Consider the following 26,281-nt stretch of genomic DNA (forward strand, 5'->3'; position numbering starts at 1 on the left):
CTGAGGAGAGAAATGCATGACGCAAGTCACGGTGAAAGAACTGGCCAAAACGGTCGATACGCCGGTCGAGCGCCTGCTGCAGCAGATGCGCGAGGCGGGCCTGCCGCACAGCAGTGCCGAGCAGGTAGTGACCGACAACGAAAAGCAGGCTCTGCTGGCGCACCTCAAGGGTAGCCACGGCGATCGCCTGGAAGAACCGCGCAAGATCACCCTGCAGCGTAAGACCACCTCCACCCTGCGGGTGGCCGGCAGCAAGACGGTGAGCGTCGAGGTCCGCAAGAAGAAGACCTACGTCAAGCGCAGCCCCGACGAGATCGAGGCCGAGCGCCAGCGCGAGCTGGAAGAGCAGCGCGCCGCCGAGGAAGCGGCTCGCCTGAAGGCCGAGGAAGAAGCCCGTCAGAAGGCCGAAGCCGAAGCCCGCCGTCAGGCCGAGGAAGCGGCTCGTCGCCAGCCTGACCAGGCTCCCCAGCCTGCGGCCCCCGCTGTCGCTGCCGGGGCTCCGGCTGCCGCGCCTGTCGCGCCCGCCGCCGCTCCGGCTGCTGGCGAGGAGCGCAAGAAGGAAGCCGAAGTACGCCGTCCGCCCAAGCGCGAAGAGGAAGACGAGCGTCGCGATCGCAAGCATGCCCAGCATCGCCCGTCGATCAAGGAAAAGGAAAAGACCTCCGCGCCGCGCGTTGTTCGCACCGGTGTGGATGACGACGACAGTTTCGGTCGCCGTGGCGGCGGTCGCGGCAAGTCGAAGCTGAAGAAGCGTAACCAGCACGGGTTCCAGAGCCCGACAGGACCGATTGTGCGTGAAGTGAGTATCGGTGAGACCATCACAGTTGCTGAGCTGGCTCAGCAGATGTCGGTGAAGGGCGCCGAAGTCGTCAAGTTCATGTTCAAGATGGGCACCCCGGTGACCATCAACCAGGTACTCGACCAGGAGACCGCCCAACTGATCGCCGAGGAACTCGGCCACAAGGTCAAGCTGGTCAGCGAGAACGCACTGGAAGAGCAACTGGCCGAGTCGCTGAAGTTCGAAGGCGAGGCGGTAGCCCGTGCGCCGGTAGTGACCGTGATGGGCCACGTCGACCACGGCAAGACCTCGCTGCTCGACTACATCCGCCGTGCCAAGGTGGCCGCGGGCGAAGCCGGCGGCATCACCCAGCACATCGGCGCCTACCACGTGGAAACCGACCGCGGCATGGTCACCTTCCTCGACACCCCCGGCCACGCCGCGTTCACCGCGATGCGTGCCCGTGGCGCCCAGGCGACCGACATCGTCATCCTGGTGGTGGCGGCCGACGACGGCGTCATGCCGCAGACCCAGGAAGCCGTCCAGCACGCGAAAGCCGCTGGCGTGCCGATCGTGGTCGCGATCAACAAGATCGACAAGCCCGACGCCAACCCGGACAACATCAAGAACGGCCTGGCCGCGCTCGACGTGATCCCGGAAGAGTGGGGCGGCGACGCACCCTTCGTGCCGGTCTCGGCGAAGATGGGTACCGGCGTCGACGAGCTGCTCGAAGCCGTGCTGCTGCAGGCCGAAGTCCTGGAACTCAAAGCCACCCCGTCGGCCCCCGGCCGTGGCGTGGTGGTCGAGTCGCGCCTGGACAAGGGCCGTGGCCCGGTAGCCACCGTGCTGGTCCAGGACGGTACCCTGCGCCAGGGCGACATGATCCTCTGCGGCGTGAACTATGGCCGCGTGCGCGCCATGCTCGACGAGAACGGCAAGCCGATCAAGGAAGCCGGCCCGTCGATCCCGGTCGAGATCCTCGGCCTGGATGGCACCCCGGATGCCGGTGACGAAGTGACCGTGGTCGCCGACGAGAAGAAGGCCCGCGAAGTCGCGCTGTTCCGCCAGGGCAAGTTCCGCGAGGTCAAGCTGGCTCGCCAGCAGTCGGCCAAGCTGGAAAACATCTTCGAGAACATGGGCCAGGAAGAGAAAAAGACCCTCAACATCGTCCTCAAGGCCGACGTGCGTGGTTCTCTGGAAGCCCTGCAGGGCTCGCTCAGCGGCCTGGGCAACGAAGAAGTGCAGGTCCGCGTGGTCGGCGGCGGCGTCGGTGGCATCACCGAATCCGATGCCAACCTGGCGCTGGCCTCCAACGCGGTGCTGTTCGGCTTCAACGTCCGTGCCGACGCCGGTGCGCGCAAGATCGTCGAGGCCGAAGGCCTGGACATGCGTTACTACAACGTGATCTACGACATCATCGAAGACGTCAAGAAAGCCCTGACCGGCATGCTCGGCAGCGATGTCCGCGAGAACATCCTGGGTATCGCCGAAGTGCGTGACGTGTTCCGTTCGCCGAAGTTCGGCGCGGTCGCCGGCTGCATGGTCACCGAGGGTCTGGTGCACCGCAACCGTCCGATCCGCGTACTGCGCGACGACGTGGTGATCTTCGAAGGCGAGCTGGAATCGCTGCGCCGCTTCAAGGACGACGTGGCCGAAGTCCGTGCCGGCATGGAGTGCGGTATCGGCGTGAAGAGCTACAACGACGTCCGCGTCGGCGACAAGATCGAAGTGTTCGAGAAGGTCGAAGTCGCTCGTACCCTGTAAGGGCCGACGAGCGTGAACGCAACGCCCGGGTCAGCCTTGCTGATCCGGGCGTTTGCCGCTTATTCGTCCGGTGCCCCTGGGCCACCGGAAGCAGGTTAGGAAAATGGCAAAAGAGTACAGCCGTACCCAACGCATCGGCGATCAGATGCAGCGCGAACTGGCGCTGCTGATCCAGCGCGAGGTCAAGGACCCGCGCCTGGGCCTGGTGACCATCACTGGCGTCGACGTGGCGCGCGACCTGTCCCACGCCAAGGTGTTCATCACCGTGATGGGGCAGGACGACAACGCCGAGCTGATCAAGCAGAACGTCTCGATCCTCAACGACGCCGCCGGCTTCCTGCGCATGCACCTGGGCAAGGCGATGAAGCTGCGCAGCGTGCCGCAGCTGCATTTCAGCTATGACGCCAGCATCCGCCGCGGCGCCGAGCTGTCGGCGCTGATCGAGCGGGCGGTGGCGGAAGACCGTCGTCACGGTGGCGGTTCCGAGGAGTAAGGCGTGGCCCAGGTGAAACGTATCCGCCGTGCGGTCAACGGCGTGCTGGTGCTCGACAAGCCGCGCGGCATGAGCTCCAACCAGGCCCTGCAGAAGGTGCGCTGGCTGCTCAATGCGGAAAAGGCCGGGCACACCGGCAGCCTCGACCCCCTGGCCACCGGCGTGCTGCCGCTGTGCTTCGGCGAGGCCACCAAGTTCTCCCAGTACCTGCTGGATGCCGACAAGGGCTACGAGACCCTGGCGCGGCTGGGCGTCACCACCACCACTGGCGACGCCGAGGGCGAGGTGCTCGAGGAGCGTCAGGTGACCGTCGGTCGGGAGGCCCTGGAGGCCGTGCTGCCGCGCTTCCGTGGCGAAATAGAGCAGGTGCCGCCGATGTATTCGGCACTGAAGAAGGACGGCCAACCGCTGTACAAGCTGGCCCGCGCAGGAGAGGTAGTGGAGCGCGAGGCGCGTTCTGTTACTATTGCGCGCTTGGAACTGCTGGCCTTCGAGGCGCCTTGCGCCACCCTGGCCGTTTCCTGCAGCAAGGGCACCTATATCCGCACCCTGGTCGAGGACATCGGCCGCGAGCTGGGCTGCGGCGCCCACGTGGCTGCGCTGCGGCGCACCCAGGCGGGCCCCTTCGGCCTGGCCCAGGCGGTGACGCTGGAGGAACTGGTGCAGGTCCATGCCGAGGGCGGCAACGAGGCCCTCGACCGCTTCCTGCTGCCGGTGGACGCCGGCCTGGAACACTGGCCGCTGCTGCAGCTGTCCGAGCACAGCGCCTACTATTGGCTGCACGGGCAGCCGGTACGCGCACCCGAGGCGCCGAAGTTCGGCATGCTGCGGGTACAGGATCACGAAGGTCGCTTCATCGGTATCGGTGAAGTGACCGACGACGGGCGCATCGCGCCGCGTCGACTGATTCGGTCGTAAGGCCGGAAACCCGAGGGTGGCTGTCAACAGGCACGGTCACACCTCCTTTATGAACACAGGGAAAAGTCCCTGGCCTGTTACCTCAGAGGAAAGCCCATCATGGCACTGAGCGTCCAAGAGAAAGCCCAGATCGTAAACGAGTACAAGCAAGCTGAAGGCGACACCGGTTCCCCGGAAGTGCAGGTTGCCCTGCTGTCCGCCAACATCAACAAGCTGCAGGACCACTTCAAGGCCAACGGCAAAGACCACCACTCCCGTCGTGGCCTGATCCGCATGGTCAACCAGCGCCGCAAGCTGCTGGACTACCTGAAGAACAAGGACACTGCTCGTTACAGCGCCCTGATCGGTCGCCTGGGCCTGCGTCGCTAAGACGTGAGCGAGCCGGAAGCTGGAAGTGGGAAGCTGGAAGTGGGGCGTTGCTCTTGCTTCCGGTTTTCGGCTTCCAGCTTTCGGCTTTTTTAGGGAATGATTTTGGGTCCGACTCCCGGCATTTCCACGATTTCCCCCAAGGCAACTAAGTGAAGGTAAAGACACCGTGAACCCGGTAACCAAGAAATTCCAGTTCGGTCAATCGACCGTAACCCTCGAGACTGGCCGCATTGCCCGCCAGGCCACCGGCGCCGTGCTGGTCACCATGGACGACGTCACCGTGCTGGTCACCGTCGTGGGCGCCAAGCAGGCCGACCCGAACAAGGGCTTCTTCCCGCTGTCCGTCCACTACCAGGAAAAGACCTACGCAGCCGGCCGCATCCCCGGTGGTTTCTTCAAGCGTGAAGGCCGTCCTTCCGAGAAGGAAACCCTGACCTCGCGCCTGATCGACCGTCCGATCCGCCCGCTGTTCCCCGAAGGCTTCATGAACGAAGTGCAGGTCGTCTGCACCGTCGTTTCCACCGGCAAGAAGACCGATCCGGACATCGCCGCCATGATCGGCACCTCCGCCGCCCTGGCGATCTCCGGCATTCCCTTCGCCGGCCCGATCGGCGCCGCCCGCGTGGGCTTCCACCCGGAAGTCGGCTACATCCTCAACCCGACCTACGAGCAACTGCAGAGCTCCAGCCTCGACATGGTCGTGGCCGGTACCTCCGACGCCGTGCTGATGGTCGAGTCCGAAGCCGACGAGCTGACCGAAGACCAGATGCTGGGCGCCGTGCTGTACGCCCATGAAGAGTTCCAGGCGGTCATCCGCGCCGTCGCCGAACTGGCCACCGAAGCCGGCAAGCCGAGCTGGAACTGGAGCGCCCCGGCCGAGAACACCGCCCTGATCGAGGCCATCAAGGCCGAGTTCGGCGCCGCCATTTCCGACGCCTACACCATCACCATCAAGCAGGAGCGCTACGCCGCCCTGGACGCCCTGCGCGAAGAGATCGTCGCCAGGTTCGCCGGCGAAGGCGAAGGCCAGTACTCGGCCAGCGAGGTCAAGGACGTCTTCGGCCTGCTGGAATACCGCACCGTTCGCGAGAACATCGTCAACGGCAAGCCGCGTATCGACGGCCGCGACACCCGCACCGTGCGTCCGCTGAAGATCGAAGTCGGCGTGCTCGGCAAGACCCACGGCTCGGCCCTGTTCACCCGTGGCGAAACCCAGGCCCTGGTCGTCGCCACCCTCGGCACCGCCCGTGACGCCCAGCTGCTCGACACCCTCGAAGGCGAGCGCAAGGACCCGTTCATGCTGCACTACAACTTCCCGCCGTTCTCGGTGGGCGAGTGCGGCCGCATGGGCAGCCCGGGCCGTCGCGAAATCGGCCACGGCCGTCTGGCCCGTCGTGGCGTCGCCGCCATGCTGCCGTCGCAGGACGAGTTCCCCTACACCATCCGCGTGGTTTCCGAGATCACCGAATCCAACGGTTCCAGCTCCATGGCTTCCGTGTGCGGCGCCTCCCTGGCGCTGATGGACGCCGGCGTGCCGGTTCGCGCTCCGGTTGCCGGCATCGCCATGGGCCTGGTCAAGGAAGGCGACAAGTTCGCCGTCCTGACCGACATCCTGGGTGACGAAGACCACCTGGGCGACATGGACTTCAAGGTCGCCGGTACCGCCAAGGGCGTCACCGCCCTGCAGATGGACATCAAGATCAACGGCATCACCGAAGAGATCATGGAGATCGCCCTGGAGCAGGCGCTGGAAGCGCGCCTGAACATCCTCGGCCAGATGAACCAGGTCATCGCCCAGCCGCGCGCCGAGCTGTCGGAAAACGCCCCGACCATGCTGTCGATGAAGATCGATCCGGACAAGATCCGCGACGTCATCGGCAAGGGCGGCGCCACCATCCGCGGCATCTGCGAAGAGACCAAGGCCTCGATCGACATCGAGGACGACGGCAGCGTGAAGATCTACGGCGAAACCAAGGAAGCCGCCGAGGCCGCCAAGCAGCGCGTCCTGGGCATCACCGCGGAAGCCGAGATCGGCAAGATCTACGTCGGCAAGGTCGAGCGCATCGTCGACTTCGGCGCCTTCGTCAACATCCTGCCGGGCAAGGACGGTCTGGTGCACATCTCGCAGATCAGCGACAAGCGCATCGACAAGGTCACCGACGTGCTCAAGGAAGGCGAGGAAGTCAAGGTCCTGGTTCTGGACGTCGACAACCGCGGCCGCATCAAGCTCTCTATTAAAGATGTAGCAGCTGCCGAAGCCTCCGGCGTCTAAGCGGTAGCAAAATGAAAGAGGGCCCCTTGCGGGCCCTCTTTTTTTGCCTGGAAAATGGCGCCTCGCCAGCACGCAAGGAAAGCCAGGCCGATGGACAAGCACTACTGCCACTACCACCAGGCGCAGCCCGCCACCTGGTTCTGCCTGCCGTGCCAGCGCCACTACGGCGACTGCTGCGTGCCGCTGAACGCCGACGCACCGGAATACGCCCCGGCCTGCCCGCTGTGCCGCAACGGCCTGCAGTACCTGGGCGCGGCCAACAGCGCCCAGCCGTTCTGGGAGCGCCTGCCGAAGTTCTTCGCCTACGCCCTGCAACCGGGCCCGCTGATGTTCGCCGTGGCGCTGGCCCTGGCCAGCTTGTTCATGCCCAGCATGCTGCTGCTGTGGCTGGCCCTGCTGAGCGTGGCCACCAAGTATCTGCACAGCGTCATCGAGGCGGTCAGCCTGGGCAGCAACGACGCCCCCGGCCTGGCCGAGGCCTTCGATCTCTCCAGCCTCGGCGCCTTCCTGCGCCAGTTGGCGGTGTTCGTCGTGGCCGCGGTGGTGCTGTGGCTGGCCGCGGACTTCGACAATCCCTCGCTGTTCTGGGTGGTGAACGTCGCCCTGGTGCTGGTGTTGCCGGCCAGCGTCATCCGCCTGGCCCTGGACAAGAGCCTGGGCGCGGCGCTCAGCCCGGTGGAGGTCGGCCAGGTGATCGGCGCCATGGGCTGGCGCTACCTGATCCTCTGCGTCTTCCTGTTCATCCTCTGGCAATCGCCGAACTACCTGGCCTGGCTGCTCGGCTTCGGCCTGCCCAAGGTGGTGCTGATGCCGGTGATGGTGGCGCTGCTCGGCTACTTCGGTGTGGTGATGTGCGCGATGATGGGTTACGCCGTGTTCCAGTACCAGGGCGCGCTGGGCTACGCGGTGGCTGGCGATGACCTCGTGCAGGGCTTCCCCGAGGCCGAATGGCGCCGGCGCCGGGCGCTGGCAGAAGCCGAAGTGCGGGTGAAGGAAGGGCAGGGCGGCGCCGCCGTGGAAACCCTGGCCGCGGCCCTGCGCCAGGACCCCGAGGACCTGCGCCTGAACGAGCGCTACCACCAACTGCTGTACGGGCTGAACGAGCGCGAGGCCTGCCTGGCCCACCTGGCGGGCTACCTGCCCCTGGCGACGCGGCTGAACCCGCAACTGGCGGCCGGCGCGCTGCTCAATGCCCGGCAGTTGCAGGCCGACTACCTGCCGGACGACCCGCTGGTGTGCGAACGCATCGCCGAGGTGCTGCTGCAGCGGCACAAGGCCCGCGAGGCCCTGAGCCTGCTGCGCAATCTGCACCAGCGCTTCCCGCAGTACCCGCAGATTCCGCGGGCGTACCTGCTGGCCGCGCGCGGCTTCGCCGAAGGCCTCGGGCAGCTGGAGCCGGCCGGCAAGCTGCTGGCGTTCATCCGCCAGCGCTACCCGGACACGCCGCTGCTCGCCGAGGTGGCCAGCCTGGAACAGGTGCTGGAGAAGATGGCCCGCCAGGGCGGCTAGGGCCGTGCAGTTTGCACGGCCAGGCGTGGCGTACTGTGCAAATTGCCCATGTGCTGGTATTGCTGGTTCAATCTAACTGATTGATCCATAAGGAATTTACATTTCAGGAAAAGCTGGCCCGGAGCTTGCGATATCCCTTGTGAAACTGCCGCCAGGCATGGTCGCAGTTCCTTGCAAAGTACAGGAGAGATCGCCATGAAACACCGTTTCAGCAAACTGGCCCTTGCCGCTGCCACCGCTTCCGCCCTGAGCTTCTCGCTCGCCAGCCCGGTGTTCGCGCAACCGACGACCCTCGCTGCGAATGACACCGTGCAGAAGACCGAGGAAGCGGTTTCCGATACCTGGATCACCAGCAAGGTGAAATCCAGCCTGATCGCCAACAAGGACATCAGCGGCACCAGCATCAAGGTGGAAACCAACCAGGGTGTGGTCTCCCTGTCCGGTACCGTGAAGACCGACGCCGAGCGCGACCTGGCGATCGAAACCACCAAGGGCATCAAGGGCGTCAAGGCGGTTTCCGCCGACGGCCTGAAGGCCGTGGACTGACAATGGCGGCCCGGCTCGCGCCGGGCCTGCCCACCGAACGAGGAATAGCGTGATGAATTCCGACGTGATCAAGGGCAAGTGGAAGCAGCTGTCCGGCACCCTCAAGGAAAAGTGGGGCAAGCTGACCGACGACGACCTGCAAGTGGCGGACGGACATGCCGAATACCTGGTCGGCAAGCTGCAGGAACGCTACGGCTGGAGCCGCGACCGTGCGGAGCAGGAAGTCCGCGACTTCAGCGACCGCCTGTAACCCTGCGCGAGGTTTCACGAGGCCCCGCCGGCGCAAGCCGGCGGGGCCTTTTCGTCAGCGCGCCAGTTGCTGCTGGTAGAGCGCCAGCTGGCGCGTCTGCTCGGCCTCGGGGTAGCGCTGGCGAAGGAACTGTGCCAGTTCGCGCAGGCCCTGGTTGTCGCGCTGGGCGCCGAGGCGCTTGGCCAGTTGCAGCGTCATCTGCGGCAGCTGCGCCGGGTGCTGGCCGCCTTTCGCCAGGCGTCTCCAGGCACCCAGGGCGCGTGGCCCGTCTTCCAATTGCAGGAGCCTCTGCAGCAGGTGCAACTGCACCGCGGGGTGGGCCAACTGGCGCTGTTTCTCCGCGGCGCTGTCGTCGGCCAGGCGGCGCAACAGGGCGGCGGCCTCGCTCGGCGGCAGGGCGAACAACTGCTTGAGCACGGCGCCGAGCAGCGCCGCATCCTGGCGGGAGACCGCCACGCCGTACAGGCGTTCGATCAGCAGCAGGCGCCCGGGGTGGCGTTGCAGCAGGTCCTGCCCGCGGCTCGCCGCCTGGTCCAGGGCGAAGCGGCCGATCAGGGCGTCGAGGGCGGCCAGGTCGCGCTTGAAGCCGGCGTCCGGGTCTTCCTTGGCCAGGTAGGCCTCGTCGACCTTCAGCCGCCCGAAGCGGCGCGGCAGCCACACCAGCAGGAAGCCCGAGGCCAGGCCGCCGAGGTGGGCGTAGTAGTTGACGTGGTCGGCGGCGCGCAGCAGGCCGTAGAGCTCCTTGCCCATCCATAGCGGCAGTATCCACAGCGCCGGCGCGCTGAAGTAGCCGAGCAGCGGCCCCAGCCAGTAGAAGAAGCGGATGCGCCGCAGCCCGTAGACGCCGATGTACATGCCCATCAGCCCGGAGATGGCGCCGGAGGCGCCGATGCCGGTCACCCATACCGGGTCCAGCGCCCACCACAGCAGCCCGGAGCAGAGCCCGCTGACCAGGTACAGGGCGAGGTACTTGAGGCGGCCCAGGGCGATTTCCAGGGCGAAGCCGAAGATGAACAGGAACACCATGTTGCCGGCCAGGTGCCAGAAGTCGCCGTGTAGGAACATGGAGCCGAACAGCCCCAGCAGGCTGAATTGCGCGGGGATGAAGCCGAAGCGCAGCGAGCTCAGGCGGTCCCGCGCGGCCTCGGCGCTGGCCCGCGCCGCTTGCCAGGCCGGGTCCTGCTGGAAGGCCGGCTGGCCGCGCAGTTCATGGCCGAACTCCAGGTCGCGGAGGATCAGCCAGGCCAGGTCCTGGCGGCGCAGGCCCTCGATGGCGCGTTTCTGGTTGTCGTCCAGCTTCTCGCGGCGCGCCAGCGATTCACCGAACAGGGCGCGCTCGCGGCCCAGCAGCTCCAGCTCCAGGTAGACGCCGACGGCCTGTTCCTGGCGGGCCCGGTCGCCACCCTGGTAGACGAAGAAGATCAGGCAGTTGAGCAGGATCAGCAGCAGCGTGACCAGCGGCGGCTTCTTCCAGTCCAGCGGGTGTTCGGCGGGCACGATGAGCATGGGCGACCTGTCCTTGGCGGTGATGGCGCGAGACTATCACCGGCATCGGGCGCTGTCTGTCAGTTGCTGCGCTTGCTCTGGATGGCGTCGACGCGGTTGCCGCGCAAGCGCACGAAATACAGCATGCCGTTCCAGGGCCCGTAGATCCATTCCTCCACCCGCACCTCCTCGCGCTGGCCCCAGTCGCCGACGACGATGCGGTTGCCCAGGTAGGAACGGTCCACCGGCTGGCCGCAGCGTTCGAGCACGTCGCTGCTGCTGTCGCCGTTGCTGATCAGGCGGCTGCCGCAGCGCAGGCTGTCGGCCAGCGCCGGGGCGGCGGCGAGCAGCAGCAGGGGGAGGACGAACAGGCGCATGGCGGCTCCGCTGCGGTCAGTCGCGCTTGAATTCGATGCGCTTGAGGCGGTTGGCTTCGAAGGTGAGGATGTAGGTGGCGCCGTTGCGCGGGCCGTACACCCATTCCTCGACCTTGAACTCGCGGCGGTCGTAGCCGCCGAGGGTGTAGCCGACGTCGTCGCGATGGTCCGGCGCGCCGCACTTCTGCTCCACTTCCCAGGCGCGGTCGCCGACGCTGACCAGGGCGCTGCCGCAGCGCATGCTGTCGGCCTGGGCGCCGGCGCTGGCCAACAGCAGGGCGCCGGCCAGCAGGGGAGGGGACTTCATCGGGGCGTGCCTCATTCGCTGTCGAGGTGGAGCTGGGTGACGACCTCGCCGCCCTTTTCCGCCTCGGCCTGGCTGACGTCGATCAGGTAGATGCGATCATCCCCCAGTCCGCCCTTGGTGACCAGATAGTCCTTGATGTGCGCGCCGCGCTCCTGGGCCAGCTTGCGCAGCAGCAACTGGCTGCCGCTCCAGGAGTCGACCACCGCCTGGCGCAGCTTGGCGCTGCGCTCGTCCTTGCCCAGTTCCTGCCACTCGGCCGGCGGCTGTTTCTTCAGGCGCGTGCGGTAGATGCCTTCGAGCAGGGCCGGCTGCAGGTCTTCCGGCACCTCCAACTGGCTGGCGTCGCTGGGCACCTTGTCGCCGCGGCGCTGCAGCATCTTGTAGTAGTTGCTGCGGAATTCCTGCTGCAGGCGCTGCTCGGCCAGCAGCGGGCCGTCGGCCGCGGCGGCGCTCACCCCCTCGACTTCCAGCTTCAGCGCCGGGCGCTGCTTGAGCGCGGCGGCGAGCTTGTCGAGGTTGCCTTGCGCCGCGGGCGTCAGCTCGCTGGAGCCGGCGGCGAAGGGCACGTTGCCCAGGTCCTCGTCGCCACCGCCGGCGGCCAGGCCGGCGATGAACTTGAAGGGCGCCTGCACGGCGCGCAGCACCAGGTTGCGCAGGGTTTGCCAGACGATGGGCATGACGCTGAACTGCGGGTTGTTCAGGTCGCCTTCCACCGGCAGCTGGATGTCGATGTTGCCGTTGGTGTCCTTGAGCAGGGCCACCGCCAGCTTCACCGGCAGGTCGACGGCGTCGGGGCTGTCGACCTTCTCGCCCAGTTGCAGGTGTTCCACCAGCACCTTGTTGTCGGCCTTCAGCTGGCCCTTGGTGATCTGGTAGTGCAGGTCGAGGTTGAGCCGGCCCTTGCGGATGCGGTAGCCGGCGAACTTGCCGGAGTAGGGCGTCAGGGTGGTCAGCTCGACGCGCTTGAAGCTGGTGGCGATGTCCAGCTTCTCCAGCGGCGAGAAGGGGTTGAGGCTGCCCTTGATGGTCACCGGGGCGTACTTGTCGACCTTGCCCTTGATGTCGACGCTGGCCGGCTGCGGATTGCGGTTGTCCAGGGTGCCGATCTCGCCGCCCAGTTGCTGGATGGCGGTGGCGAAGTCCGGGCGCAGGGTCAGGTCGGCGAAGTTGGCCGAGCCGTCGTTGATGCGGATGCCGCCGATGTGGATGCCCAGGGGCTTGTCGCTGCCGGCCTTGGCCGGGCTGGCGGCGCCCTTGGCCGCCGGCTGCTCGGGCTGGGCGATGATCAGCTCGCTGACGTTGGTGCTGCGGTCCTCGTTGATGATGAAGCGCGCGTAGGGCTGCTCGAAGGACACGCTCTGGATCACCAGGCTGTCGCCATGCTTGTAGGCCAGCCCGTCGAGGGTGAGCTTCTGCCATTTGACGAAGTCGCGGCTCTTGAGGGTGTCCAGGGTGTGCAGCTGGCTGACCTCGGCGCTGCCGCCGACGCTGAAGGCCAGCGGCTCGGTGCTCTTGAGGTCGACGTCGAGTTTGCTGGCGAGGAAGCCGCTGCGCAGCTCCAGGCGGATGAAGGGCTCCAGGTACGACTGCGCCAGGCGCAGGTCGATGTCGCGGGTGGCGACCTTGAGCCTGGCGCTGACCGGGTTGGGGATGACGCTGCCGCTGGCCTCGATCAGCCCGCGGTTGCCGATGCCGGTCTTGAGCTTGAGCTGCAGCGCCTGGGTCAGCGAGCTGTCGAGGTCCTGCAGGTCGAGGTCCAGCGGGCCGACGTCCAGGGCCACCGACCTGGCCGGTACGCGGTCGGCCAGGTGCACCTTGTAGCCGCGCAGCTGGGTGTCGCGCAGGACCACGTGCCAGGGCTTCTGCGGCTCGGTCGGCCTGGCCGGTTCCGGCGGCGGGCTTGCCGGCTTGTCGGCGGCGGCCGCAGCCTGGTCGGCTTGGGCTTGGGCTTGGGCTTGGGCTTGGGCTTGGGCTTGGGCCTCTGCTTCAGGTTTGGCCTCGGGCTTCGCCGCGGCCTGGGTTGCGGTCTTGTCCGCCGGGGCCGCATCGCTCTTGGCGGGCGCAGGGGTGGCTGCGTCCGCTACGGGCTTGGCGGCCGCAGTGGCGTCGGCGGGTTTCGCCGCGGCATCGGCCGTGGGCGCCGGCTGTTCGGCAGGGGCAGGGGCCGGCTTGCGCGCGGGCTTCTGGAAGTCGGCGAAGAGTTTCTGCCAGTCGAGCTGGCCGTCCTTCTCGCGGGCCGCCCAGGTTTCCAGGCCCTGGCTGCGGATCTGGCCGACCAGCACTTCGCGCTTGGCCAGGTCCAGGCTGGTCTCGGCCACGTCGAGGCTGGCCAGGGTGACCAGCGGCTTGCCGGCCGGGCTCTTGAGGTCGAGGTCACGCAGGTTGGTGCTGGTCTTTTCCAACTGCAGCTGGGTGTCCTTGCTCAGGTCCAGCTTGTACTCGGTGGTAACGCTGAGGATGCCCTTCTGCAACTCCAGCGGCGCGTTGTCGCGCACGTAGGGCCACCAGGCCTTGAGCGGAATGCCCTGGATCGACAGGCTGCCGCTGGAGGCGAGCGGAGTCAGGCTGAGGTCGCCCTTCCAGTCGACCTTGCCGCCGTGGGGGCCGGCGCCGCTCAGGGTCATCTGCGCGCCGCTGTCGGGCAGGGTGCTGAGGTTGTGCAGCTCGAAGCCCAGCGGGTCGAAGACGAAATCCACCTGCTCGCTCGGGCGGTTGTCCTGGAAGTGCACGCTGCCCTGGCTCAGGGCGACGCGCTCGATGCGCAGCGGGAAGGGCTTGCTGTCCGGCTGCTCGGGCTTGGGCTCGCTGGGCGGCAGCTTGAACAGGCGGCCGAGGTTGAGGCTGCCGTCCTCGGCGAACACCACTTCGCCATGGGGCTTGTCCAGTTGCACGTCGGCCAGGTGCAGCTGGCGCGTCCACAGGCTGTCGAGCTGCAGGTTGGCGTACAGGCGCTCGAAGGCCACCTGCTCCTGGCCGGGCTGGCCGATGCGCAGGCCCCAGACGTTCAGCTCCAGGCTGAAGGGGTTGAGTTCGATGCGCTCGATGTGCGCCGGCAGGGTGGCGTACTGGGCCAGTTGCTGGTTGGCCACGCGCAGGGCGATGCCGGGGAGGATCAGGAAGCCCAGCAGGCAATAGAGGAGGAACAGCAGCACCAGGGTGCCGATCGCGCGAATCAATCCTTTGGGCATAGCGGGAGTCGTTTTCCGTCGTGGCGTACCTCGGAGTATGGCACGCGTGCAAAGTTCCAAGTCTTGAGCCGTGGCAGCGCGGCCGCGGCGCTCAGGCCTGCAGGTTGTGCTGGCGGGCGAACTCCACCAGGTCCACCAGGCTGTTCAGCTGCAGTTTCTCGAGGATGCGCGTCTTGTAGGTGCTGACGGTCTTCTGGCTGAGGAACAGCTCCTCGGCGATCTGCTTGTTGCTCTGGCCGCGCACCAGGCTGCGCAGCACCACCAGCTCGCGCGGGGTGAGCGCCGCCACCGGGTCGTCGCCGGGCTGCCCGGGCGCGCCCAGGGGGCGCTCGGGGAAGCAGCGGTAGCCGGCGACCAGCATGCGCGCGGCGTTGAGGATGGCCGTGGTGTCCTTGTTCTTGCTGACGAAGCCGTGCCCGCCGGCGGCTTCCACGCGGCTGGCGTAGAGCCGCTCGTCCTGGGAACTGAGCACCAGCAGGCGGATGTTCTCGTCGAAGATGTGCACCCGCGCCAGCAGGTCCATGCCGTCCATGCCCGGCAGGTTGAGGTCGAGGATGACCAGGTCGGGCTTGTGCTGGCGCACCAGGTTGAGCCCGGCGTTGCCATCGTCGGCCTCGCCGACGATTTCGAACTGGGGGTCCTGGGCGAGCAGCGAGCGAATCGCCAGGCGCATGGCCGGGTGATCCTCCACCACGATGACGCGTTTGTTCATGGGCAATCCTTTAAGGCGCGATCCGCCCAATGAAGATAGCCCAGTTGGCGCGACCTTGCGGCCGCGCCCGGCGAGGCTCAGCGTTGCAGGGCCAGCGCGACGCCCTGGCCGCCGCCGATGCAGAGGGTGGCGAGGCCCTTCTTCGCGTCGCGGCGGAGCATTTCGTGCAGCAGGGTGACCAGCACGCGGCAGCCGGAGGCGCCGATGGGGTGGCCGAGGGCGATGGCGCCGCCGTTGACGTTGACCTTGGCGGCGTCCCAGCCCAGTTCCTTGCCCACCGCCAGGGACTGCGCGGCGAAGGCTTCGTTGGCCTCGATCAGGTCCAGCTCGGCCAGCTGCCAGCCGGCCTTGTCCAGGCAGCGGCGGGTGGCGGAGACCGGGCCGATGCCCATGATCGCCGGGTCGACGCCGGCATTGGCGTAGGCGGCGATGCGCGCCAGCACCGGCAGGCCCAGTTCGGCGGCCTTGGCGGCGCTCATCAGCAGCACGGCGGCGGCGCCGTCGTTGAGGGTGGAGGCGTTGCCGGCGGTGACGCTGCCGTCTTTCTTGAAGGCCGGCTTGAGCTTGGCCAGGGACTCGGCGCTGGTGCCGGCGCGGACCTGTTCGTCGGTGGCGAAGCGCAGCGGCTCGCCCTTGCGCTGGGGAATCTCGATGGGGGTGATCTCCGCCTCGAAGCGCCCGGCGGCGATGGCTTCGGCGGCCTTGCGCTGGGACTCGGCGGCGAAGGCGTCCTGCTCCTTGCGGCTGATGCCGTACTTGTCCACCAGGTTCTCGGCGGTGATGCCCATGTGGTAGTCGTTGAAGGCGTCCCACAGGCCGTCGACGATCATGCTGTCGAGCAGTTGCGCATGGCCCATGCGCAGGCCGGTGCGGGCCTTGGGCAGCACGTAGGGCGACAGGCTCATGCTTTCCTGGCCGCCGGCGACGATCACTTCGGCGTCGCCGCAGCGGATGGCCTGGGCGGCCAGGTGCAGGGCCTTGAGGCCCGAGCCGCAGACTTTGTTGACGGTCATCGCCGGTACGCTGTTCGGCAGGCCGGCGGCGATGGCGGCCTGGCGCGCGGGGTTCTGCCCGGCGCCGGCGGTGAGGGTCTGGCCGAGGATGACTTCGTCGACCGCCTCGGCGGCGACGCCGGTCTGTTCGAGCAGGCGGCGGATCACCGCGGCGCCCAGCTCATGGGCCGGCAGGGCCGACAGGGAACCCTGGAAGCTGCCGATGGCGGTGCGGGTGGCAGCGACTATGACGACATCTTGCATGACACGAATCCTCAGCATGGGGCGGCGCGGGCCGCGGCGAACGAGCGGGCATGGTTGCACAGGCGGGCATGGCCGACCACTCTCCGAACCGCTGAGTCAGGCGCGGGATCGGCCGGTCAGCGCAGCGGCGGCAGGCCCATGCGCCGGCGCGCGCGGTGCAGCGAGCCGTTGCGCACCGCCCAGCGCAGCAGTGGCACGCTGCGCTTCACGCTGGTGCGGATCAGCTGGCGTTGCAGCGGGCGCAGGGAGAAACCGAGCATGTCGGCGGCCCAGTCCGGCAGCAGGTCGATGCCGGCGCGCATCATCAGCGCGCTGAAGGGCCTGGCCAGGGAACTGGGCGCCGGGGCGTCGAGCAGCACCTCGACCACGTCGCGGGTGCGCTCGTTGTAGCGCAACTGGGGGCGCATGCGCTCCAGGTACTCGGCCACCTCCAGGCGCGAGCGCGGCACGTCGCGGGCGCCCAGGCGTTCGGCGACCAGGGCGATCTCGTCGTAGTAGCGATCCTGCTCGCTGCCGGGCAGCTCGGGGTTCAGGTAGCGCAGGTGCGACTTGAGGAAGCAGCTGACCTCGGCGACGTGCACCCAGGTCAGCAGGTCCGGATCGCTGGCCGCATAGGGCGTGCCGTCGGGCAGGGTGCCGCTGACGTTGTCGTGGATGCGCCGCACCCGGGCGATCAGCTTCTCGGCGTCGGCCACCGAGCCGTAGGTGGTGGTGGAGATGAACTGGCCGGTGCGGCGCAGGCGGCCGAGCATGTCGGCGCGGAAGTTGGAGTGGTCCCAGACGCCGCCCAGGGCGGCGGGATGGAGCATCTGCAGGAGCAGGGCGCTGATGCCGCCGATGAGCATGGAGCTGAAGTCGCCATGGACTTTCCAGCAGGCCGAGTCGGGGCCGAACAGGCCCGGGTCGCCCTTGGGGGATTCGAAATCGACGCCCCCAAGGGCGAGTCCGGTCAGGCTCAGGACCTGGCTTTCGATATGACGGCGAACGGTTTCCATGTCGACGAGCTGCAAGCCTCAAGCGTCAAGCTACAAGTGGTGCATACGGTTAGCTTAACCGCAGGCGCTCTGTCTTGCAGCTTGCAGCCGCCCTTCACCTGTTGATGCGGTTGTCGATCAGCCCCTGGACCACGCTGGGGTCGGCGAGGGTCGAGGTGTCGCCGAGGTTGTCCAGCTCGTTGCAGGCGATCTTGCGCAGGATGCGCCGCATGATCTTGCCCGAGCGCGTCTTCGGCAGGCCCGGCGCCCACTGCAGCACTTCCGGCTTGGCGAAGCTGCCGATCTCCTTGCTGACCACCGCCAGCAGTTCCTGCTTCAGCTCTTCGCTGGGCTCGACGCCGTTCATCGGCGTGACGAAGGCGTAGATGCCCTGGCCCTTGAGGTCGTGGGGATAGCCCACCACCGCGGCCTCGGCGATGCCGTCGTGCAGCACCAGGGCGCTTTCCACCTCGGCTGTGCCGATGCGGTGGCCGGAGACATTGATCACGTCGTCGACGCGCCCGGTGATCCAGTAGTAGCCGTCCTCGTCGCGGCGCGCGCCGTCGCCGGTGAAGTAGTAGCCGGGATAGGGCTTGAAGTAGGTGTCGACCATGCGCTGGTGGTCGCCGTAGATGCTGCGGATCTGGCTCGGCCAGCTGGCCTTGATCGCCAGCACGCCGGCGCCGGGGCCGTCGATCTCCTTGCCGTGCTCGTCCAGCAGCACCGGCTGCACGCCGAAGAACGGCAGGGTCGCCGAGCCGGGCTTGAGCGAGGTGGCGCCGGGCAGCGGGGTGATGAGGATGCTGCCGGTCTCGGTCTGCCACCAGGTGTCGACGATCGGGCAGCGCGTCTCGCCGACCACGTGGTAGTACCACTCCCAGGCTTCGGGGTTGATCGGCTCGCCCACCGAGCCGAGCAGGCGCAGGCTGGCGCGCGAGGTTTTCTTCACCGGTTCCTCGCCTTCGCGCATCAGGGCGCGGATGGCGGTGGGCGCGGTGTAGAAGATGTTCACCTGGTGCTTGTCGATCACCTGCCAGAAGCGCGAGGCGTCCGGGTAGCTGGGCACGCCCTCGAACATCAGGGTGGTGGCGCCGTTGGCCAGCGGGCCGTAGACGATGTAGCTGTGCCCGGTGACCCAGCCGACGTCGGCGGTGCACCAGTAGATGTCACCCTCGTGGTAGTCGAACACGTACTTGTGCGTCATGGCCGCGCCCAGCAGGTAGCCGCCGGTGGTGTGCAGCACGCCCTTGGGTTTGCCGGTGGAGCCGGAGGTGTAGAGGATGAACAGCGGGTCCTCGGCGTCCATGGGCTCGGGCGGGCAGTCCTCGCTGACACCGTGCAGGGCCTCGTGGTACCAGAGGTCGCGGCCCTCGACCCAGGGCACCTTGCCCTGGGTGCGCTGCACCACCACCACGGTGGAGACGTTCGGGCAGTCCTGCAGGGCCTTTTCCACGTTCTGCTTGAGCGGGATGTACTTGCCGCCGCGCACGCCTTCGTCGGCGGTGATCACGGTGCGGCAGTCGGCGTCGAGGATGCGGTCGCGCAGGGAGTCCGGCGAGAAGCCGCCGAACACCACCGAGTGGATGGCGCCGATGCGCGCGCAAGCGAGCATGGCGTAGGCCGCCTCGGGGATCATCGGCATGTAGATGCACACCCGGTCGCCCTTCTCCACGCCGCGGCTCTTGAGCACGTTGGCCAGGCGGCAGACATGGCTGTGCAGCTTGCGGTAGGTGATGTGGGCGGACTCGGCGGGGTTGTCGCCTTCCCAGATGATGGCGACCTGTTCGCCGCGCTGTTCCAGGTGGCGGTCGATGCAGTTGTAGGCGACGTTGAGCTGGCCGCCCTTGAACCAGCTGGCCTGGCCGCGGGCCAGGTCGCCGTGGTGCACGGAGTGCCAGGGCTTGAACCAGTCGAGCAGGGCCTTGGCCTGCTCGCCCCAGAACACGTCCGGTTGTTCGATGGATTGGCGGTAGAGGCGCCGGTAGCCCTCCTCGTCGAGGTAGGCACGCTGGCGAACGGCGTCCGGCACCGGGTGAGCGGTGATTTCGAACATGACGATATCCTTGTTGTTGTGATGTTTTGCTAAGGCGTCTGGTTCAAGACTGGGCCAATGCGCGGCCCGGTTCAAGCCTTGGAGGGATGGCCGGCAGTTCGGTTGGGGCGTGGACCCGTGAGCGCGGCATAGGGGCCATTGCCTGGCCGGCTGCGCCGAGGTGCTTTCGTAGGATGGGTTGAGCCTTGGCGAAACCCATGCGGTCATGGCGATGGGTATCGCTTCGCTCCACCCATCCTACGGGAAGCCATGCCTTGTAGGAGCGGATCTCATCCGCGAATCGCGCCGGAACCTCCGGCTATCGCGGACAAGGTCCGCTCCTACGAAGAGCATCTCGGCAGGCGGGCGGCGTATGCCGTAGCGGAAATGAAAACGCCGTTTCCCCTAGGGAGGAAACGGCGCTTTTTCCCAGGGCGGGAATCAGCCGCGGTGGCGGCCGCGGAAGAAGTCGATCAGGCCCTGGGTGGAGGCGTCCTCGGCCGGGCTTTCCTCGCTGCCGACCAGGCGCCCGTAGACGGCCTTGCCCAGCTCCTTGCCCAGCTCCACGCCCCACTGGTCGAAGGCGTTGATGCCCCAGAGAATGCTCTGCACGTAGACCTTGTGCTCGTACATGGCGATCAGCGCGCCCAGGCGGCGGGCGCTGATGCGTTCCAGCACCAGGGTGTTGCTCGGGCGGTTGCCGGGGATCACCTTGTGCGGCGCCAGGCGCTGCACCTCGGCCTCGTCCAGGCCCTTGGCGCGCAGCTCGGCCTCGGCTTCGGCGCGGGTCTTGCCCTGCATCAGCGCCTGGCTCTGCGACAGGCAGTTGGCGTACAGCCACTGGTGGTGGTCGGCCAGCGGGTTGTAGCTGGAGACCGGGACGATGAAGTCCGCCGGGATCAACTGGGTGCCCTGGTGCAGCAACTGGTGGTAGGCGTGCTGGCCGTTGCAGCCGACGCCGCCCCAGATCACCGGGCCGGTGCCGGCGCTGACCGGGGTGCCGTCCTGGCGCACGCTCTTGCCGTTGGACTCCATGTCCAGCTGCTGCAGGTGGTCTGTGATGTTCCGCAGGTAGTAGTCGTAGGGCAGGATGGCGTGGCTGCGCGCGCCCCAGAAGTCGCCGTACCAGACGCCGAGCAGGCCCAGCAGCACCGGGATGTTGCGGGCGAAGGGCGCGCTCTGGAAGTGCTGGTCCATGCTGTAGGCGCCGGACAGCAGTTCCTTGAAGTTGTTGATGCCCACCGACATGGCGATCGGCAGGCCGATGGCCGACCACAGCGAGTAGCGCCCGCCGACCCAGTCCCACATGGGGAACACGTTCTCTTCGCGGATGCCGAAGGCCACCGCCGCTTCCTTGTTGCTGGAAACCGCGATGAAGTGGCGGTACAGCTCGGCTTCGTTGCCGCCCTGGGCCAGATACCAGGCGCGTGCGGCCTGGGCGTTCTTCAGCGTCTCCAGGGTGCCGAAGGACTTGGAGGAGACGATGAACAGGGTGGTCTCGGCGTTCAGCTTGCTGGTCAGCTCGCGGAACTCGCTGCCGTCGATATTGGCCAGATAGTGGCAGCGCACGCCTTTCTGGGCGAAGGGCAGCAGGGCCTCGGAGACCAGCTGCGGGCCGAGGAAGGAGCCGCCGATGCCGATGTTCACCACGTCGGTGATGGGCTTCTCGGTGTAGCCGCGCCACAGGCCGTTGTGCACGTAGGCGACCAGCTCGGTCATCTGGTGCAGCACGCGGTGCACTTCCGGCATCACGTCGACGCCGTCCACCAGCACCTTGTCGCCGATCGGCCGGCGCAGCGCGGTGTGCAGCACCGGACGGCGCTCGGAGGCGTTGATCACCTCGCCGCGGAACATGGACTGGATGGCCTCGCCCAGCTGGGCTTCTTCCGCCAGCTTGACCAGCAGGCCGAGGGTGTCCTCGCGGATCAGGTTCTTCGAGAAGTCGAGGAACAGGCCGCAGGCGCTCAGGGAGAAACGCTCGAAACGCTTCGGATCGCCGGCGAATGCCTGGCGCATGCTGAAGTCCTGCAGATCCTTGCGGTGCTCGGCCAGTGCCTGCCAGCTCGGCAGGCGAGTGGCATCCAGCGGGGTGAGGTGGTGTTCCATGCGGTACCTTCGGGGGTGTGACGTGCGTTGGAGCGTGAAAAAGCCCGGGGGTTCCGGGCTTTGACGGTTCAGGCGAGCTGCACCGGGATGGCGTTGCTGGTGTGGCTGAGCTGGTTGCCCGGGGCCATGTAGAGCATGCGCGGCTGGTAGTTGGCGAGCTCGGCGTCGCTGTACTGAGCATAAGCGCAGATGATCACCCGGTCACCCACCTTGGCCTTGTGCGCGGCGGCGCCGTTGACCGAAATCATCCGCGAGCCTTCCTCGCCGCGGATGGCGTAGGTGGTGAAGCGCTCGCCGTTGTCGACGTTGTAGATCTGGATCTGTTCGTACTCGCGGATACCGGCGAGGTCCAGCCACTCGCCATCGATGGCGCAGGAGCCTTCGTAGTCGAGGACGGCGTGGGTGACTTCGGCGCGGTGCAGCTTGGCCTTGAGCATGATGCTGTGCATGGCGGGCGCTCCTGTTGTTGTGGGGCTTGGCGCGGACGGCGGCAGAGTATGCCCAACCTGTTACCCGGCCTCAAGCCGCGTGCGGCGCGGCCTGGGCGGGTAACGGCGGGTCAGTCGAGCTGCAGCGGCAGGTTGTCGATCAGGCGGGTCTTGCCGAGGAAGGCGGCGGCCAGGACCACCACCTGCCTGTCGCTGGCGTCGGCGGGGCGCAGGCTCAGGGCTTCGCGGATCTCCAGGTAGTCCACCCGCAGGCCGGCGGCCTCGATCTGCCGGCGGCCCTCTTCGAGCAGCGCCGGAAAGTCGCGCGAGCCGCCGCGCAGGGCCTCGGCGAGCTGCCGCAGGGTGCGCTGGATGACCGGCGCGCGGGCGCGCTCCTCCTCGTTCAGGTAGCCATTGCGCGAGGACAGCGCCAGGCCGTCCTCGGCGCGCACGGTGGGTTCGCCGAAGATCTGCACGGGGATGTTCAGGTCGCGCACCAGCTTGCGGATCACCGCCAGTTGCTGGAAGTCCTTCTCGCCGAACAGCGCCATGTCCGGCTGCACCATGTTCAGCAGCTTGCAGACCACGGTGGCGACGCCGTCGAAGTGGCCCGGGCGGCTGCCGCCGCACAGTCCCTCGGAAACGCCGGGCACGCTGACCTTGGTCTGGCCTTGCATGCCGTCGGGGTACATCTCTTCCACGCCCGGGGCGAACAGCAGGTGGCAGCCGGCTTCCAGCAGCCTGGCCTGGTCGGCGGCGAGGGTGCGCGGGTACTTGTCCAGGTCTTCGCTGGGGCCGAACTGCAGCGGGTTGACGAAGATGCTGGCGACCACGAAGTCGGCGCGCTGGCCGGCCTTGGCCACCAGGGCGGCGTGGCCGGCGTGCAGGTTGCCCATGGTCGGCACCAGGGCGATGCGCTTGCCTTCGCCGCGCGCGCGGGCGACGGCGGCGCGCAGTTCGCGGACGGTCTTGACGGTGTTCATGCGGAGAATCCGTGTTCGGGGCCGGGGAAGGTGCCGTCTTTCACGGCCTTGACGTAGGCGGCGAAGGCGCCCTGGATGCTGTCCTGGCCTTCCATGAAGTTCTTCACGAACTTGGGCGCGCGGCCGGACAGCGACAGGCCGAGCATGTCGTGCATCACCAGCACCTGGCCGTCGGTGCCGGGGCCTGCGCCGATGCCGATCACCGGGATCTTCACCGCTTCGCTGATCTCCTGGCCCAGGGCGCTGGGCACGCACTCCAGCAGCAGCATGGCCACGCCGGCCTGCTCCAGGGCGATGGCGTCGGCGCGCAGCTGGCGGGCCTGGGCTTCCTGGCGACCCTGGACCTTGAAGCCGCCGAACAGGTTGACCGATTGCGGGGTCAGGCCCAGGTGCGCGCACACCGGCACGCCCATCTGCGCCAGGCGCACGATGGGCTCGGCCAGCCAGGCGCCGCCTTCGAGCTTGACCATGTGGGCGCCGGCCTGCATGACCTTGACCGCGTCGTCCAGCAGGCGCTGCAGCGAGGTGCCGGAGGCGAAGGGCAGGTCGGTGACGATCATCGCGCCCTGGTTGCCGCGCTTCACGCAGGCGGTGTGGTAGGCCATTTCCTCGACCGTGACCGGCAGCGTGCTGTCGTGGCCTTGCAGCACCATGCCGAGGGAGTCGCCGATCAGCAGCATCTCCGCGCCCGCGGCGCTGGCCGCCTGGGCGAAGGTGGCATCGTAGGCTGTGAGCATCGCGATCTTCTCGCCGCTTTGCTTCAGGCCTTGCAGGGTGGTCAGGGTGACATCAGGCATGAAAACGGTCCTCGTTGGGCCGGCTGGCGCCGGCGCGGGGCACCTATAGTCCGGATGGGGCGGAGCGAAGTCAATCGCAGGTGTTACCGGACTGTTACGGCGTTACCGCCAACTGGGGTGACGATCAGGATAGCCGTTCGAGACCGGCGAATGGGCAATCCGCCAGCAGTTCCGACAGGCTGCGGCCGTCGGGCAGGCGCAGCTGCGGCGCCAGGTCCGCCAGGGGGTAGAGGACGAAGGCGCGGGCGTGCATGTGGTAGTGCGGCACGGTCAGGCGCGGTTCGTCGAGCTGGCGCTCACCGAACAGCAGGATGTCCAGGTCGAGGGTGCGCGGGCCCCAGCGTTCGTCCTTGCGCACGCGGCCCTGTTCCAGTTCGATGCGCTGCAGGGCATCGAGCAGGGCCAGGGGCGCAAGCTCGGTGTCCAGCGCGGCCACGGCGTTGACGTAGCGCGGCTGCTCCGGCGGGCCCAGCGGGTCGCTGATGTAGAAGGGCGAAACCGCGGCAACCGTGGTTTGCGGGATGGCCCGCAGGGCTTCGATGGCGGCGCGCAGTTGGCCCAGGGGATCGGCAAGGTTGCTGCCCAGGCCGAGATAGACGCGCTCGCTCACTCGTTGCCGGCCCCCTCGCTGCGCGGGCCACGGCGGCGACGGCTAGCACCGCCGCGGCGACGCTTGCGCGGGGCAGCGCCGCCATCGTCCGGGCTGGCCGCCAGGTTGCGGATCATGCCGCGGCGTTCGCCGTCGCTGGCGTCCTGGTAGTCGGTCCACCAGTCGCCGAGGCCGCCGGTTTCCTCGCCGGCGCTCTCGCGCAGCAGCAGGAAGTCGTAGCCGGCGCGGAAGCGCGGGTTCTCCAGCAGCAGATCGGCGCGCTTGCCCTGGCGTCGCGGCAGGCGTTCCTGCATGTCCCAGATCTCGCGGATCGGGATGGTGAAGCGCTTGGGCACGGCGGTGCGTTGGCACTGCTCGCTGATCAGTTCGTGGGCGGCTTCCTGCATCGCCGGGATCGGCGGCATGCCGCGCTCCTGCAGCTGCGCCACGCGCGCCGGCAGGGCCGGCCAGAGCAGGGCGGCGAAGAGGAAGGCGGGAGTGACCGGCTTGCCCTGGTGGATGCGCAGATCGGTGTTGGCCAGGGCCTGGCGGATCAGCTTGCCGGTGTATTCCGGGTCGCGGGCCAGGGCCTTGGCGCTGGCCGGGAACAGCGGGGCGAACAGCTCGTATTCGAGCAGCAGCTCGAAGGTGCGCTCGCCGCGGCCGCTGAGGAACAGCTTGAGCACTTCGTCGAACAGCCGCGCCGAGGGAATCTCGCGCAGCAGCGGCGCCAGCTTGCGGATCGGCGCGGCGCTGTGCTTCTCGATCTCGAAGTCCAGCTTGGCGGCGAAGCGCACCGCGCGCAGCATGCGCACCGGGTCTTCGAGGTAGCGCTGCTCGGGGTCGCCGATCAGGCGCACCAGGCGATTGCGGATGTCGTGCACGCCGTGGGCGTAGTCGAGGATGCGCTCGTCGCTGCAGTCGAAGTACAGGGCGTTGATGGTGAAGTCGCGGCGCTGGGCGTCGTCTTCCAGGGTGCCGTAGACGTTGTCGCGCAGGATGCGCCCGGCCTCGTTGCGCGACGCCTGGTTGCTGTCGCCTTCGCCTTCTTCCTGCGGGTGGTGGGCACGGAAGGTGGCCACCTCGATGATCTCGCGGCCGAAGTGCACGTGCACCAGCTTGAAGCGTCGGCCGATCACCCGCGCGTTGCGGAATTCGGCGCGCACCTGCTCGGGGGTGGCGCTGGTGGCCACGTCGAAGTCCTTGGGGGCGATGCCCAGCAACTGGTCGCGGACGCCGCCGCCGACGATGTAGGCCTGGTATCCCGCCTTCTGCAGCCGGTCCACCACGCTCACCGCATGCCGGCTGAACTGCTCGCGACGCAGCGGATGCTGGTTGCTGCCGACGATTTCCGGAGTGGTGCGGATTGCGCGCTTGCGGCGCAAGGGAGAGCGAAGGGAGGAGATCAGCTTTTTCAGCATGGAGGCACTATTAACAGGTTGGGGTGGATTGCGTCGCGCAACGCAGCGTGCCCTGGCCGGTGGTCGCAGTCGGCAGGCAGCCCATCATGCTTGAAAAGCATGGCCAGCGGAAACAATCGGCGGTAATTCTGATGCGTTGTATATCCGAACGGGTTCGGATTCTAGCATCGGGGCGCAGGAGATGGGGAACGAAGGAAGGAGAGGGAAGCAGGGGAGAGCGGGGAAAGCTACTGGGGGAGCCGAAGCTCCCCCCCAAGTAGGTGCGTGCTTTGTTCTTGTTATGATGCCGGGCTTGTTGTTTTTGTTTGTAGACCCGTCCTCGAGGCTAGCCGCTTCGAGGCATTCCCATTCGGGATCGACAAGAGCAAACGGATTGCTTTGGTCGCTGAGTGAGCAGTGATCTTTCGATCCAACCGATTTCGCCGCTGCCTCGAGGCAGTTTTATTGTTCTTCGATCGGTTGCGGGATTTCTCCCGCCAGCTACTCTCCTCCAAAAGAATCAGTTAGCTGCGCCTCCGCGATTTTGTTTTTGTTGTGCTGGAGTCGTTACGTGTTGTTTTTGTTCTGTGGTTTCGTGCTTGTTATTGTTGTTGTGCCAATAACAAAGCAGATGCCGTGCCAACTTTTGAGAATCCTTATTTTTCAAGGGTTTAGCTGTAGGAAGGGGTTTCGGGCAGGCACAAAAAAGCCGGGTTATCGTTACCGATGAACCCGGCTTTTGTTACGC

General features: G+C 67.3%; 22 protein-coding genes. 8 read left to right on the forward strand and 14 right to left on the reverse strand.

The features are described from left to right. Positions 1-16 precede the first annotated feature (16 nt). The 8 genes from infB (at position 17) to PM1_RS03600 (ending at position 8,899) form a co-directional block, all read left to right on the forward strand. Positions 17-2,542, forward strand: a complete 2,526-nt coding sequence (gene infB, locus PM1_RS03565; protein WP_009613042.1) for a translation initiation factor IF-2 — start codon at positions 17-19, stop codon at positions 2,540-2,542. A 103-nt stretch (positions 2,543-2,645) separates the two neighbouring features. Continuing rightward, on the forward strand, positions 2,646-3,035 hold the full coding sequence (rbfA, locus tag PM1_RS03570; RefSeq protein ID WP_009613040.1) for a 30S ribosome-binding factor RbfA: 390 nt from the start codon (positions 2,646-2,648) through the stop codon (positions 3,033-3,035). 3 nt (positions 3,036-3,038) lie between these two features. Then, on the forward strand, positions 3,039-3,953 hold the full coding sequence (gene truB / locus PM1_RS03575) for a tRNA pseudouridine(55) synthase TruB (protein WP_009613038.1): 915 nt from the start codon (positions 3,039-3,041) through the stop codon (positions 3,951-3,953). 99 nt (positions 3,954-4,052) lie between these two features. Then, the gene (gene rpsO, locus PM1_RS03580) at positions 4,053-4,322 is read left to right on the forward strand and encodes a 30S ribosomal protein S15 (protein ID WP_009613036.1); all 270 of its coding nucleotides are present in this window, start codon (positions 4,053-4,055) and stop codon (positions 4,320-4,322) included. Between the two features lie 166 nt (positions 4,323-4,488). Further along, complete coding sequence (gene pnp / locus PM1_RS03585) at positions 4,489-6,594, forward strand: polyribonucleotide nucleotidyltransferase (RefSeq protein WP_009613034.1); 2,106 nt, start codon at positions 4,489-4,491, stop codon at positions 6,592-6,594. Between the two features lie 90 nt (positions 6,595-6,684). Beyond that, positions 6,685-8,103 carry a hypothetical protein gene (locus PM1_RS03590; RefSeq protein ID WP_009613033.1) on the forward strand — a complete coding sequence of 473 codons (1,419 nt, stop codon included), beginning with the start codon at positions 6,685-6,687 and terminating at the stop codon, positions 8,101-8,103. A 195-nt stretch (positions 8,104-8,298) separates the two neighbouring features. Further along, complete coding sequence (locus PM1_RS03595) at positions 8,299-8,649, forward strand: BON domain-containing protein (RefSeq protein ID WP_009613032.1); 351 nt, start codon at positions 8,299-8,301, stop codon at positions 8,647-8,649. A 52-nt stretch (positions 8,650-8,701) separates the two neighbouring features. Beyond that, a complete protein-coding gene (locus PM1_RS03600; RefSeq protein ID WP_009613031.1) occupies positions 8,702-8,899 on the forward strand; it encodes a CsbD family protein in 198 nt (65 codons plus the stop codon). 54 nt (positions 8,900-8,953) lie between these two features. Here PM1_RS03600 and PM1_RS03605 read toward each other — a convergent pair whose 3' ends face one another. The 14 genes from PM1_RS03605 to PM1_RS03670 form a co-directional block, all read right to left on the reverse strand. Beyond that, positions 8,954-10,405 (reverse strand): rhomboid family intramembrane serine protease, encoded by a 1,452-nt coding sequence (locus PM1_RS03605; RefSeq protein ID WP_009613030.1) that lies wholly within the window; start codon positions 10,403-10,405, stop codon positions 8,954-8,956. A 59-nt stretch (positions 10,406-10,464) separates the two neighbouring features. Further along, on the reverse strand, positions 10,465-10,761 hold the full coding sequence (locus PM1_RS03610) for a DUF2845 domain-containing protein (protein ID WP_009613029.1): 297 nt from the start codon (positions 10,759-10,761) through the stop codon (positions 10,465-10,467). Positions 10,762-10,777: 16 nt separating this feature from the next. After that, positions 10,778-11,068, reverse strand: a complete 291-nt coding sequence (locus tag PM1_RS03615; RefSeq protein WP_009613028.1) for a DUF2845 domain-containing protein — start codon at positions 11,066-11,068, stop codon at positions 10,778-10,780. 11 nt (positions 11,069-11,079) lie between these two features. Further along, entirely contained in the window at positions 11,080-14,256 is a 3,177-nt protein-coding gene (locus tag PM1_RS03620; protein WP_009613027.1) for a DUF748 domain-containing protein, read from the reverse strand. A 91-nt stretch (positions 14,257-14,347) separates the two neighbouring features. Beyond that, positions 14,348-14,968, reverse strand: coding sequence for a response regulator transcription factor (locus tag PM1_RS03625; RefSeq protein WP_009613026.1), 621 nt, complete (start codon positions 14,966-14,968; stop codon positions 14,348-14,350). A 77-nt stretch (positions 14,969-15,045) separates the two neighbouring features. Further along, entirely contained in the window at positions 15,046-16,224 is a 1,179-nt protein-coding gene (locus PM1_RS03630; protein WP_009613025.1) for an acetyl-CoA C-acetyltransferase, read from the reverse strand. 116 nt (positions 16,225-16,340) lie between these two features. After that, positions 16,341-17,219, reverse strand: a complete 879-nt coding sequence (locus tag PM1_RS03635; protein ID WP_009613024.1) for an oxygenase MpaB family protein — start codon at positions 17,217-17,219, stop codon at positions 16,341-16,343. A gap of 94 nt (positions 17,220-17,313) precedes the next feature. Further along, complete coding sequence (gene acs, locus PM1_RS03640) at positions 17,314-19,251, reverse strand: acetate--CoA ligase (protein ID WP_009613023.1); 1,938 nt, start codon at positions 19,249-19,251, stop codon at positions 17,314-17,316. A 420-nt stretch (positions 19,252-19,671) separates the two neighbouring features. After that, the gene (pgi, locus tag PM1_RS03645; protein WP_009613022.1) at positions 19,672-21,336 is read right to left on the reverse strand and encodes a glucose-6-phosphate isomerase; all 1,665 of its coding nucleotides are present in this window, start codon (positions 21,334-21,336) and stop codon (positions 19,672-19,674) included. Between the two features lie 68 nt (positions 21,337-21,404). Next, positions 21,405-21,785: an aspartate 1-decarboxylase gene (gene panD / locus PM1_RS03650; protein ID WP_009613020.1), complete on the reverse strand. Its 381-nt coding sequence runs from the start codon at positions 21,783-21,785 to the stop codon at positions 21,405-21,407. 110 nt (positions 21,786-21,895) lie between these two features. Continuing rightward, positions 21,896-22,747: a pantoate--beta-alanine ligase gene (gene panC, locus PM1_RS03655; RefSeq protein ID WP_009613017.1), complete on the reverse strand. Its 852-nt coding sequence runs from the start codon at positions 22,745-22,747 to the stop codon at positions 21,896-21,898. After that, on the reverse strand, positions 22,744-23,544 hold the full coding sequence (panB, locus tag PM1_RS03660) for a 3-methyl-2-oxobutanoate hydroxymethyltransferase (protein ID WP_009613015.1): 801 nt from the start codon (positions 23,542-23,544) through the stop codon (positions 22,744-22,746). The genes panC and panB overlap by 4 nt, the downstream gene beginning before the upstream one ends. A 124-nt stretch (positions 23,545-23,668) precedes the next feature. Beyond that, a complete protein-coding gene (gene folK, locus PM1_RS03665; RefSeq protein ID WP_009613013.1) occupies positions 23,669-24,154 on the reverse strand; it encodes a 2-amino-4-hydroxy-6-hydroxymethyldihydropteridine diphosphokinase in 486 nt (161 codons plus the stop codon). Then, entirely contained in the window at positions 24,151-25,554 is a 1,404-nt protein-coding gene (locus PM1_RS03670; protein WP_009613011.1) for a polynucleotide adenylyltransferase PcnB, read from the reverse strand. The genes folK and PM1_RS03670 overlap by 4 nt, the downstream gene beginning before the upstream one ends. Positions 25,555-26,281 lie beyond the last annotated feature (727 nt).

This window comes from Pseudomonas sp. M1, assembly GCF_022760135.1.
GTDB classification, from domain to species: Bacteria; Pseudomonadota; Gammaproteobacteria; order Pseudomonadales; family Pseudomonadaceae; genus Pseudomonas; species Pseudomonas citronellolis.